The sequence below is a fragment of the Leptospira kanakyensis genome (assembly GCF_004769235.1).
In the GTDB taxonomy this organism is placed as follows: domain Bacteria; phylum Spirochaetota; class Leptospiria; order Leptospirales; family Leptospiraceae; genus Leptospira_A; species Leptospira_A kanakyensis.
The window spans coordinates 192,124-203,902 of sequence record NZ_RQFG01000010.1 but is presented as its reverse complement, the minus strand read 5'-3'; the positions used below and the strand labels follow the sequence as shown (position 1 = coordinate 203,902).

The 11,779-nt window shown below is 38.8% G+C and carries 14 protein-coding genes; 7 read left to right on the top strand and 7 right to left on the bottom strand.

Going from position 1 to position 11,779, the window contains the following annotated elements:
* Position 1 precedes the first annotated feature (1 nt).
* From lmtA to EHQ16_RS08875, 3 genes are read left to right on the top strand one after another with little or no spacing between them, the layout of a single operon-like run.
* Positions 2-763: a lipid A Kdo2 1-phosphate O-methyltransferase gene (lmtA, locus tag EHQ16_RS08885; RefSeq protein WP_135631637.1), complete on the top strand. Its 762-nt coding sequence runs from the start codon at positions 2-4 to the stop codon at positions 761-763.
* Positions 764-768: 5 nt separating this feature from the next.
* The gene (locus EHQ16_RS08880; RefSeq protein ID WP_135631636.1) at positions 769-1,032 is read left to right on the top strand and encodes a hypothetical protein; all 264 of its coding nucleotides are present in this window, start codon (positions 769-771) and stop codon (positions 1,030-1,032) included.
* Positions 1,022-1,873 (top strand): hypothetical protein, encoded by an 852-nt coding sequence (locus EHQ16_RS08875; protein ID WP_135631635.1) that lies wholly within the window; start codon positions 1,022-1,024, stop codon positions 1,871-1,873. Before EHQ16_RS08880 ends, EHQ16_RS08875 begins: the two co-directional genes overlap by 11 nt.
* On the opposite strand, the gene EHQ16_RS08870 is transcribed toward EHQ16_RS08875, so the two are convergent.
* Genes EHQ16_RS08870 through EHQ16_RS08840 form a run of 7 tightly spaced genes read right to left on the bottom strand, consistent with a single transcriptional unit; the run spans position 1,836 to position 9,616 of the window.
* Positions 1,836-2,864 carry an AAA family ATPase gene (locus EHQ16_RS08870; protein WP_135631634.1) on the bottom strand — a complete coding sequence of 343 codons (1,029 nt, stop codon included), beginning with the start codon at positions 2,862-2,864 and terminating at the stop codon, positions 1,836-1,838. The genes EHQ16_RS08875 and EHQ16_RS08870 overlap by 38 nt on opposite strands.
* A complete protein-coding gene (locus tag EHQ16_RS08865; RefSeq protein WP_244242011.1) occupies positions 2,861-4,261 on the bottom strand; it encodes a phenylacetate--CoA ligase family protein in 1,401 nt (466 codons plus the stop codon). Before EHQ16_RS08865 ends, EHQ16_RS08870 begins: the two co-directional genes overlap by 4 nt.
* Positions 4,262-4,313: 52 nt before the next feature.
* Positions 4,314-4,877, bottom strand: a complete 564-nt coding sequence (locus tag EHQ16_RS08860) for a hypothetical protein (protein WP_135631632.1) — start codon at positions 4,875-4,877, stop codon at positions 4,314-4,316.
* A complete protein-coding gene (locus tag EHQ16_RS08855; RefSeq protein WP_135631631.1) occupies positions 4,852-6,504 on the bottom strand; it encodes a vWA domain-containing protein in 1,653 nt (550 codons plus the stop codon). Before EHQ16_RS08855 ends, EHQ16_RS08860 begins: the two co-directional genes overlap by 26 nt.
* A complete protein-coding gene (locus EHQ16_RS08850) occupies positions 6,505-7,461 on the bottom strand; it encodes a hypothetical protein (protein ID WP_135631630.1) in 957 nt (318 codons plus the stop codon).
* Positions 7,458-9,038 carry an AAA family ATPase gene (locus EHQ16_RS08845; RefSeq protein WP_135631629.1) on the bottom strand — a complete coding sequence of 527 codons (1,581 nt, stop codon included), beginning with the start codon at positions 9,036-9,038 and terminating at the stop codon, positions 7,458-7,460. The genes EHQ16_RS08850 and EHQ16_RS08845 overlap by 4 nt, the downstream gene beginning before the upstream one ends.
* A complete protein-coding gene (locus EHQ16_RS08840; protein WP_135631765.1) occupies positions 9,035-9,616 on the bottom strand; it encodes a hypothetical protein in 582 nt (193 codons plus the stop codon). The genes EHQ16_RS08845 and EHQ16_RS08840 overlap by 4 nt, the downstream gene beginning before the upstream one ends.
* Positions 9,617-9,690: 74 nt before the next feature.
* Here EHQ16_RS08840 and EHQ16_RS08835 point away from each other — a divergent pair, with 74 nt between their 5' ends.
* The 4 genes from EHQ16_RS08835 to EHQ16_RS08820 all read left to right on the top strand — a co-directional run bounded on the left by EHQ16_RS08835 (position 9,691) and on the right by EHQ16_RS08820 (position 11,739).
* Positions 9,691-10,605: a TIGR01777 family oxidoreductase gene (locus tag EHQ16_RS08835; protein ID WP_135631628.1), complete on the top strand. Its 915-nt coding sequence runs from the start codon at positions 9,691-9,693 to the stop codon at positions 10,603-10,605.
* A 63-nt stretch (positions 10,606-10,668) separates the two neighbouring features.
* Positions 10,669-11,073, top strand: a complete 405-nt coding sequence (locus tag EHQ16_RS08830) for a c-type cytochrome (RefSeq protein WP_135631627.1) — start codon at positions 10,669-10,671, stop codon at positions 11,071-11,073.
* A 51-nt stretch (positions 11,074-11,124) separates the two neighbouring features.
* A complete protein-coding gene (locus tag EHQ16_RS08825; protein WP_135602651.1) occupies positions 11,125-11,346 on the top strand; it encodes a hypothetical protein in 222 nt (73 codons plus the stop codon).
* A gap of 42 nt (positions 11,347-11,388) precedes the next feature.
* Positions 11,389-11,739 (top strand): STAS domain-containing protein, encoded by a 351-nt coding sequence (locus tag EHQ16_RS08820; RefSeq protein ID WP_165779520.1) that lies wholly within the window; start codon positions 11,389-11,391, stop codon positions 11,737-11,739.
* Positions 11,740-11,779: the final 40 nt, after the last annotated feature.

Below are 11,779 nucleotides of genomic sequence, written 5' to 3'. Positions count from 1 at the left end.
CATGGCACTTATAGAAGAACTCAACCAACAAGGCAATTTTCTCTTCCGATGGCGCTCCTACATCCCAGGAGTCATTTTGTTTCTTTCCTTACTGTATCTACCGTATGTCCCTTATTTCCAAGGGAATTACGAGTCCAATTTGTATTGGTTATCTGGTGCATTTTTAGTCAGTTTTGCAGGACTTTTTGTTAGATGTTTTACGATCGGATACACTCCTAAAAATACCTCTGGTAGGAACACAAAACAACAAGTTGCTGATGTGGTGAACCAATCCGGAATTTATTCATTAGTCAGACATCCGTTATATGTAGGGAATTTTCTGATGTATCTTGGCCCGGTTTTTATCCTTCGGGATTTTGCTTTTGCGCTCGTATACATTATGTTTTTCTACTTGTATTACGAACGAATCATTTTTGCAGAAGAATACTTCTTACGTGGTAAATTTGCAAAAGGATATTTGGAATGGGCAGACAAAACTCCTGCTTTCATCCCTCGACTTTCTGGATACAAAAAACCAAATTTGGATTTTTCTTTCCGCAATATTTGGAAACGAGAATATCCAAGTTTGTTTGGAATCATTGTTGTATTCACAGTTTTTGATTTGATCCAAGTTTATTTCCAAGAACCGGCACTTCGTGCTGTCGACATTACTGGAATTTGGAAACCGTTTCATACTTGGTTTTTGGGATTTGGATTTGTGTTCTATGTTGTCACACGTCTCATTGTAAAGACCACCAAACTTCTCGAAGTCGAAGGTAGATAGTTTTTATGAGTCGGTTGTCCAATGGTTGGAAGGTTCCAGAGTCTCTTTTAGATAAAAAAGAACTGATGGAATCTTACCAAAAAACCGTAGAAAGTATGGAAGCGGAAAATCCGCTCACCATCTTTCGGGAACATATGGACAACGGACTTTTGTTTAAGGCGGGTTTACAAGATGCGATGAACCAACTCACAACATTTGCCAATCTTTATATGAGTATCATCGAACTCAAAAACGAAATTAGTAAACAGTCCAAGGAAAATGTTACTTGAACGTCTGTTCGTCGGTGAAACCTTGTCTGGTTTATTCCCTGATCCTTCTTTTCCTTTTCTAAAAACAATCAAAGATTACATTAACGAAGAATTCTCTGAAGGAGATCCTGTTTTTGTTAGTTCTTCCATTCCTTATTTGGATTTGGCATCCAGGATGGAAAAAATTCGAACTCGAATTTATGAAAATCTATCTTTAAAAAAATTCCTTTATCCACTTTTTGAATCGTGGGGGATGGATCCTTTTGATGTTTATGTAGATTTATTTCGTCTGCGCTGCGTTCCGAATGGATTTCACAATCAACCTGGATCCGAATCTGTTCTTTATATCCATAGAGATCCTTGGTATGCCAATCCCGAAAACCAAATCAATATTTGGATTCCCATCACTCTTGTGAATCCAGGGGCTGGATTTACTTTGTATCCATCCTATTTTCAAAATCCCATTGCCAATAATTCCCATTTGTTTGATTACAACCATTGGTTGGAAACAGGTGGATTCCAGGCAACATCTCACTCTCGTTTGGCGGAGAAAATATTTCCTAAACCAAACTTGATGCCAAAGGATCCAAAACAATTTTCTGTTTCTGGGGATTTTGGAGAATACTTTTTATTTTCCTCTCATCATTTGCATGGAACCGAAGAAAATAACCTAGGTTTTTCGCGGTTTAGTATGGAAATTCGTTTTGTTTTGGGTTCGGTCATTCGGAACCATCTCGGCCCAGAAAATACTGACAACCGTTCCACGGGAACCACACTGTATGAGATGAAAAATTTAATGGATGGTAGGATTCTGCCAAGTGAGGTCATTCAAAATTACGTAAACGCCGCTGTTCTAAAGTGAACGATTCTCTGTTCATTGGTTCCGATTTCAAATGATTTATGATTTTAATTGCCTCTTTTTCTCTTGTCTGGTAATCCCCTCGAATCCAATGAAAACTCCTTTGTGCATCTTTCATTGCTTGTAAAAAACGAGTTCGCATGGATTCTCGTTCTTCCCCTAAATCTCGTAATTTGTCCTCTATCCATGGAATATCAATGTCTAGAAATAAAGAGGCATCATATTTTAAACCTAATGCACGTTCTGTGAGCCAAGGGATTTCTGACTCGTAGTATCTTTCTAAGTATACTTTGGTTGTGAGTAGATCCGTATCTAAAATTAAAATTCCATTGGAAGTTTTTGCCGCTTCTACTTCTGAGAAAAGATGGCCTTTGGCAATGGGCAAAAAATCGGATTCGTCCATTGGGCCAACTTTTGATTCCAAATATTCACGAGCAAATTCAGGAATCCAATTGGTTTGGAATTCTTCTGCAAGAATTTTGGCTAAACTGGTTTTCCCAACGGATTCACTTCCCGTGAGAACGATACGTTTTACAAAGTAGGGCCTGATGAGTTCCGGAATCCATTCCCAATGACTTAAAGGAGCCTCTCTGATTTTTGTGGCAGAGACGGGTACTTGGTTTCGATTTAAGTCAATCAGTGTATGATTACACCCAAGCACTTTTGAAAGTGGCTCACCATATTCCTCTGAAGTAAAAAGGATATCCACTTTCTTTTTCGTGTGAGTCTCAATCGTATTTCGCCAGAGATTCCAAAAATCGGGATCTTCCTCTGGATATTGCGGATTTTCATCCTGAACCCAAACAATTCGAATTTTCGGATCGGGAAATAAAGACACCATCCAACTGAAGCGTAAATCTCCAGGAATTTGTTCTCGTTGTAAGGAACAAATCAGGACTGTGAGTTCGTCGCATTTTTTTTTTGCCTCTGTAATGAGATGGATATGTCCTTTGTGAGGAGGATAAAATTTTCCAAGAACTAAGCCATGGGTCATTTTGATTTTTCCAGAGTATCTAGATAAGAATTGATAAAGGCGATTTGTTTTCTCCCATCTAACGGAAAGTTGGTGTCAAACTTTACATGAGAACCAATTCCTAAAAGGTTTTCCAATTCTGTTTTTAGTTCGATTTGCAAAGGGTTCTTTGGAGTCACAAAGTTTGATTCTGGTTTTGTACTTTCACTCACCACTGGTAAATCTAAAAATTCATTCGAAGCGGAAACACGACAAATAAAATTTTCTTTTGTATATTGTTCCATCTGGAATTGGTAAATATGTGGATTTCTGCGGAGAATTCTTGCCACGTCGATTGGGTTTACAGTTTCTCCATTCAGTTTAAAGAAATACACAGGTTTTCTTCCAGATAACAATCGCAGGCGAGGAAAAAAATCACCACAACTGCAACGGCCGTATTGAAACTCTCCTCTGTCTCCTGTTTTGTAGCGGAGTAAAGGAAGGAAAGGATTCCTTCCGCCAGTCACAACAATTTCTCCTATATTTCCAGATGGAAGGACTTCTCCCGTTTCACTAGAAATAATCTCTATATAAATATCATGTGGTAAGACATGCATCCATTCAGGATTTGTTTTACAGGCATAAGCTATGGGGCCAGATTCATTTAAAGAATAGGAATTGATTACAGGGCAGTGAAAGTGTTCCCTTAGTTTCTCTCGTAAACTTGTTGTTAACTCTAAAGCTGTGGAATGAATGGCCTCTGGTTTGTAGTTTAAACTCATCTTCATGGCAGATTCTAATGAATAAGGATCTCCTGTTAGAATTTGTGGAGAAGATTCTTTTATAAATGTTTCTATATCGTTTGGGTTTTTCCAGGAATGGGGGTGGAGATTGATTTTTGCAAACTTGGCACCACCCGCCAAACTATGAGTTGTTGCATAAACAATTGTATTCTCTTGGTAACAGAGTTGGATGGCAAATGTAGATTTTGGATTGTGGATAGGAATCACTCCATATTTTTCTACTGTCCATTCGATAAGAGGCACATAACAACCAATAGCTTTCGGATGGTTTGGCGCAAGGATTGGCTTTCCCGTAGTTCCCGATGTAGGATTGATGACCATTCGTTCTAAGTCCATCCCAATCGGAATGATTTCAGTGATTTTGGATTGGAGGTCTTCTCTTGTGGTGAAAGGAATGGATTCAAAATTCTCTGCAAATTCTATCCCTTTCAATTGGTCTTGGAAAAAAGTAGATAGATATAAATTCTTTCGAACATACTCTATAGCACCTTCTCGTCCTAGATAAGTTTGATTTTTTTTGGAATCATAAAATACTTTTTTAAAATCCTCTACAAAATCAAAATCATCTTTTTGGATTCGGTCACCTATGTTTGCATTCCAAATTGGGGCATGAGGTGATTCTAAAAATCGATTCAATTCCCTCTCCCAACTTTCTGTCACGAGTGGGGTGTTTCGTTTTTTTTTGAAATCACTCACGATTGTATTTGGAGGCAGCTTCTTCCTCTTCTTTTTGTTTCATTTGCCGAAGGATTTCTTTGGCTCTTTCCTGGGCCATCTTAGTTTGTTCTAAGATTCGAATTCTTTCTCTAGAATCAATGGAACGAAATCGATCTTCAAAATAAGATTTTGTTTCGTTAGCCGGTAATAAATCTAATGTATGAAATAAACTTCGAACGAGTTCTTCGGCTCGTTCCGCATCTTTCATCCATTCGGTATAAGGATTCACTAGCGCACAAAGTGTAGGAATTGTTTCCAAAAGATAGGTTCTTAATTTTTTTATATCAATTTCAGGAATTTTGGAATCTGGATCAAACAATACATAGGCGAGGATGGCGTGAGTTGCTTTTATATTTAAATTTGAGTTTATGTTTGTGAGGGAATCGATTGGTTTTTCGAAAATGGGTGTGAGGTTTTCTTTTCTTTTTGTTAACAAAGCATCAAACCACATTGCATCTAGAGACAAAGTTTGTAAGTCCACAGATAAAGTAGGAAAGTTAAGTATTTGTTTAACGTAATATCTGATTTCTAACATAATTTCTTTGTACAAATTCTTTACTGAACTGGATTAAATCTTCCCAATTGGATATGGGGTAAATTTCCCAACCGGATTTTCCCATTTCATTTACGATTGAGTTCCCTTTTGGATTGTAGAGTTGCAAAACCATAGAACCACCGCCTTCTGCTTTTTCTAAGGCATTTTTTGCGATGGACCTTGGGTCTCTTGGAAATTTTTGTGTGAACATAGTATCAATTCCATCATCAGAAATGATGAGGATATGCCTTTTGCGTTTTGGTTTTTCTTTGTAACCTTCCTCTAAGAGATCTAAAGGAAAACAAGTTCCACCACCAAAATATCCCGTGAGAACTTTTAAAATTTCCTTTTCGTTACGAATGAATCCATTTGTAGTTTCATATTCTTTTTCCCCGGACCATAAGGTCACACGAACCGAACTTCCCGTTCTTAATGCCGACAAAGATATAATAGCGCCAGCAAGTGTTAGATAAGACAAACTTGTTTGGGGGTTCGGCATAGATCCAGAACAATCAACAAACAGATCTAAGTCGATTGGATTTGTTCTCACTTCCATGGATTCAACTTCCCCATATAAATCTTCGACGGTGGTATAACCTGGAACTACGATGGGACTTCGGATGGTAGATTCAATCCAATTGATTTGTTCGATAGGAGAACCGGGATCCCAAAGTTCATTTCCTTCTAAGATATTTTCTTTGGCTCCAGGGGTTCGTAACTCAGGAAAAGGAACAAGATGTGGAAGAGCTTTGTCTTTATAAAATCTGTACACAATGTCCGAAATATCTGCTTCAATCCCCATGGCTTTACAGATGGAGGAAAAGTCAGCAGGGCCTAATTCCCTTTTTGTGAGTGAGCCAATTTCCGATGAAAAAATTTCTGATTCTACTTCGATGTCTGTGATTCCGGAAGGTGGAGTCATTCCTTTCCCCGCATCTAAAGTATCTAAGATCGTAGAAAGATTTTGTATGTTAGAACTACCGACTCCATTTTCATCAAAAAAATAGGGAAAACAGATACTTGCAAAATCAAACATTCCTTTTTGCCAATCATTGGGAAAGTTTCGAATCATTCGGCAAACAAGACTTGCGTCGGATTGGATCAAATCATCTACCTTACCATCGGTTAATGTTTCAGAGGGAAGTGCCCATAACAATTCATAGGTTCGCATGTAAAAATTCCAAAACCGATCTTTGTTTTTTCCAATCCTTTGGTAAACTTCCTCCATTCGCAAATGTTGGTAACGTTTTAAGTGGTCATTGATGTATAGGTCTTCATAAACATTCACTATAGTAGATGTTAGATGGCCAAGTCTCGGAAGGGCAAGTCCGGCTAAGTATATGAGTTTGGCTTGGTCTGTTAAGTCCCCAGGACAGTACACGTGATGTCCAATTTCATGACCCATGATTTCTAGAGGATAGTCTTCCAATTTGTATTTTTGGATTTGTTCGACGGAGAGAAGGACTCTATGGTCTAACAAACGAATGGCGGCAAAAGATCCTGTGAGGCCCTCCACTTTTTCTTCTGATGCAGAGAATAGAAATTTAGCAGGTGTTAATTTGACGTAGTCACTCCAAAGTTTGAGTGCCTCGTCCCAACGTTCCTCCCATTTTTTAACAAAATCCATTTACGTAGATCCTAAATAAAACAGATAGAGATTATAGGAATTCTGTAAAGTACAGAGAATGAATTCTTCGGATTCAACGACAGATGCGATCTGCTTTAGATCTAGTTTTTTACTCACAATGAGTTTCCAAAACGAAGATTGGATGGTAACGATTTTTTGTTTTTCGGAGACCAATACTTTTTCTTTGGAAATGATATTGGTGCCGAATTGATCTAAGTATAGGGTAAATTGATTGAGTCCCGAAGTCACAACAAAAGGATCGGATTCAGTCTGTAGGTTCGAATTGAGTTTGGGGACTTCTTGGAATTGGCCACCAAACAAGGTATAACCAGGGATGACTCTAAAAAGGATAGGATCGGTTTCTTTTGGAGGGCCTTTTTTTTTGGGGAAAGGATAGGATAATGTTTCCTCGTCAATTCCCACGATCGATTGGATTTGTTCTTTTAAGGTTAAAGGTAAAATTTTAAATTTTGTTTTGGCCTCTTCTCTGTATTCTGGTTTCCCACTGGCCCAAGCAAAAACGGTCAAAAGGATTTTCCATTCCTCCACGGTAGATGTGAACTTCGAAAAGGATTGGATTCTTTTTAGAAAAATTTCTTTTTTTGATCCTTCCACTTTTACGAGGGCATTGACCAAATAGGAAATACACTCTGTTAGGTTCTCGTTTTTCACAAAATCATAGGAACTTAATGTTTCTAAAAAGAGATGAGTCAGTTGTGGATTTTGTTTGAAAAAGTTTTTGGAAACAAGTGTAACTAAGATTTGGAATAAGGAAAGGACAGTCTCCTCAGTAATTTCCTCCTTTTTCGCAGGAGAGAAGGTCGTAAAAAAAGGAACTAGGTTTTCTGAAAGGATATCTTCTGAAAAATTCGGATTTGTTTTCTTTTCTGTTAAAACCAGATGATTACAAAGGTCTCGATTTTTTAAGAGGATTTCTTTCCAAAATAGTGGGTTCATACATTTGATTCCACCCATTTGAGGTAATTGGTATACCTTTGGTGTAAATATTTTAGTTTTAATACATCATCAAACATATGGCCATACAACTTTCTTTGTTTGGCCATGACCTCAATTTCTTTTTCAATTTCAACTAATCTTTGTTTGGTGTCTTTTGCGGAAAGTCCTTCTAAACCTTCTTCAAACCTTTCCGATAGATTTGAGATCACATCATTTTTATCCAGCCCAAGTCTGTCATATTCACTTAAGGACAAACTAAAAAGTTTTCGAATCCAACTCACTCGGTCGCTGCGATACACTTTGTTCTCAGCATCTTCAAAAAAAGGTGAGTCTGCGTTTTGAACCAATTTGTCATGAAGGACAAATGGTAAAACATGGCTGAGATCATCTAAACTCACTTCGTTTAGGCCGCGAAAGTAGGCGAGGGCTTTTGCATAATTGATACAAGTGAAAATAGCACGAACACTCAGGCCATTTTTGGTTTGTGAACCTAAATCCTTAGTTTTGTCTTTACCGGTTTCCGCAGAACTGAGAACAGAAAAATCAACTGTACTCAGTTTGGCGGTATCTTTGGTTTTATATTCTAATTGTTCTCCCGCATATTCCATAAATTCAAATTGGGAGGTGAAAAATTCCATCCGACGACGAAGTTTTGGAGGAAAAATCACATTTCTGATTTCAGCATTGATGGTTTTAATTTCTGCTTCGGAAAAAACAATTTCTTTAGGAACAAGTGTTTCCGGTTTGTATCCTTCTTCCACTCTTTGGATTAAATCCTTAATGAAACGTGTGTTAAAGTGAGGAGCCTTCACCACAATGTCGATCCGGTCACGAAGGGCTTCGATGACTTGGTAGGTTCCACCTCCTGCATCATCGTTGGCTGTTAAATACCAGGCTGCATCTGGACATTCGTAAATTTGGTCGTAGATTTCAGCATAGTTATCTCCCATAATGGTGAGAAGGGCCGATTGTGTTCTTGTGGGAATCCGATTGTATTCATCAATGATTTTGATTTGCATTCCAAGCCACTTCCTCCAAGCGATTTTGATTTCATCCATGGACTTGGCTTGCATCATATCACTCGGGAGGGGATTTCCAAGTAAATCGGTGATTGTCATTTGGGGTTGTCCATGTTGGATGGCTCGTTTGATTTCTTTGATTGGATAACCGGCAATCACACCCATAAGAATGGCGGAAGCGGTTTTACCACGTCCAGGCCCACCAACTAACAAACATTTACCTCTTACAATGAGGGTAAGCAGGGGAAGTAAAACAAAACTCGAATAACTTTGTGCAGTGGGAAGGGTGACTGTGGATTTAGAATCTCCTAAAGTAAACTTTAAGGGAGGACTGTCATTATATTCAATGTCATAAAATGGATTGATGATGGCAAAGTTAGTAATCCAAAAATAAGCCTTCCGTAGTTTTTCATCTAAACTAGAGGTATGACTTGTTTCCCCAGCAATGGGAAGAGGTCCTTCTTCTAATAAAGAACCAATATCAAATTTTTTACCACTACCTTTATTTTTATTTGGGATGGTGGGTGATTCGGAAATTTTGCCAGGAGGATTTGTCATGGTATTTCTTCCAGTTGCACTTCGGAAAGACAACCTTCAGAAGCAAACAATTTGAATTCAGGAGTCAGGATATGGATATTCTTTGGGTAGTTGGTTTCTTTTTGGAATTTAGGAAGTTTTGATAACGGGATAGAAACCTGAGTTTTATTTTTTTCTTCGAACCGGTAAACAAAAGTTAGCTCATCTTTTGGCATTCTGAGTTCTTTATCTACGTTGATACTTTCACGTAATAAAAATCGTATTTGAAAGGTCGGCAAGGTTTCACCGGGGCAAGCAAAAACGTTTAGGTTTTTGAATTCCCTTGGAAAAAAAAGATTCCCATCCCAAAAATGTGACAGTTTCATTTCTAAGAAAAAATCAAAATCCCCATTTCCGTTTTGTTTCTTTCTCCAAACGGTTTTGGTATCTTTGTCTAAGAGAAGGTGAATGCCTCCAGACCCTGTGTTGTCTTCAATGCGGAAAGGTGGATTTTCTTTGTATTGATTTATACTTTTTTTTGTTCCGGAAAATAGATAATAATTCCCGAAGAGAACAAGAAATATGGCAACAGTTATGGGAAGGACAATGGCAGGTCTCATATGAAAGAAAAACTTATGTTTACTAAAAAAATGGGCTACTTCTTTTTTTATGATCTCAGACGAAAGGAGATCCAATGAAGATAGGAATTTTAGGTGGTACTGGCCTGATTGGCAAAACTTTCATCGAAACTGCCATCCCGTTGGGACATCGTTTTCGCGTTTTTTCTAGAAAAAGTTCTCTTCCTCCCGAACTTTCCTCTTATCCGGAAATCGAATTTGTTTCCTGTATCCTTCCACAATCCGGAGATTTAGAGGGACTTGATGGCATCGTCAATTTAGTTGGCGAACCAATAGCTGGCGTTAGATGGTCGGATGAACGCAAAAAACTAATCGAAACATCGCGTGTCGATTTTACGCGAGGACTTGTCGCTCGTGTGATGGATCTAAAGTCTCCACCCAAAGTTTTTGTAAACGCAAGTGCGGTTGGTTATTATGGAATGTCAGAAGAAGTACATCCTGCCTATTCCGAAACTAAAGAACCAGGGGATGACTTCCTTGCCAAACTTTGTGTAGATTGGGAAAACCAAACTCTTCCATTAAAAAAAGTGGGCATTCGGACTTTGTTACTTAGAACTGGAATCATTCTATCTCCCAAAGGCGGCGCTTTGGAAAAAATGATCCCTCCATTCTTACTTGGGGTAGGTGGTGCGATCGCTTCTGGCAAACAAGGCATGAGTTGGATCCATATAATGGATTTTATTTCTGCAATGTTACACTTAATGCAGTCAGAATCAGAAGCGGGTGCTTATAATCTAGTATCACCAGAACCAGTCAGTAACGAAGAATTTTCAAGAGTACTTGCAAAAACATTACATCGGCCTAACTTTTTTAAGGTTCCTTCCTTCGCCATACAGGCGCTCTACGGCGAAGGATCGGTTGTGATCACCAAAGGACAATACGTGATTCCAGAAAGATTGCTTATGTCCGGTTATGAGTTTCAGTTTCAAAATTTAGAAAAGGCAGTCTCAAATCTTTTGGAAAAACATTGATTTCTTCTTTTCAAAAGACAAGAAGGGTGAGAGACTGGAGCCAACCTTATCTTGGAGTAAGAAATGAACTCAAAAAAAGTCTTAGTCTCTCTCTTCGCACTCTCCTTCGCTTTTGTGATGGTAGCTTGTGGCGATTCCAAACCAAAAGAAGAAGCTCCTGCTGCTGTGGAATCTAGCGCTAGTGCTGATCCTGATCTTGCTAAAGGAGAAGAACTCTACCTTCAAAACTGTTCTTCTTGCCACGGCGAGAAAGGTGCTGGTGACGGAGCTGCTGCTGCTGCCCTCAATCCAAAACCAAGAAACTACAAATCTCCTGCTTCTGAATGGAAGAATGGAAATACTGCAGCTGGTGTGACTAAAACATTGAAAGAAGGAATCAAAGGATCTCCAATGGTTGCTTACGGACATTTAGGTGATGATAACATCCGCATCCTTGCAAAATACGTAGAACACCTTTCTAAAAACTAATCATCTTCTTTTTCGGTTCCATCCACAGGTTGGAACCGAACACTTACCTTTATGAACCAAATCATTAAAAAAGCTGATCGCCCCACCTGTGATTGTGGGACCACTCGTGACGATGAAAATGCACGAAAAGTTGTGAAGTATTCCACTTGGGGAATGATCGCCATGGGACTTGTCGGAATATCAGCTACACCAACAGACGTATACTATGTTTGTAGAAAATGCAAACAACCCTTTGGTCGTTTGTCGAAGGAAGAAAGAAAATCAAAATCGTAATTTTTGTTGACCCGCGTTCTCTGTGGAATTCCCTGGAGGCTAATGATGGAAGAGTTTAAGATTCGGTTGGGATTTGAAAATGGGGGAAACCTCCCTGTGATTCATATTTCTGGTGAGATCACCTCTGAAGCTGAAGAGGAGATTGTAGAATCTTACGAATCCATCCCGGGCGATAAACGTAGTCGCGTCATTCTGAACTTTTCGGAAACTTCCTATATCAATTCTGCAGGAATTGCCACCCTCATTAGTCTCATCACAAAATCTTCTGAGAACCAAGGCAAAATTGAGTTCGCGGGCCTCAATACCCACTTCCGCAAAGTCATGGACATTGTTGGCCTGACTGATTTTGTCCTCATCCACGATTCTCTCAATTCTGCACTCACCCAAGTCTAAATTCTTCTAGATTCCTAACTTCCCTTCCATAAGATAGGAG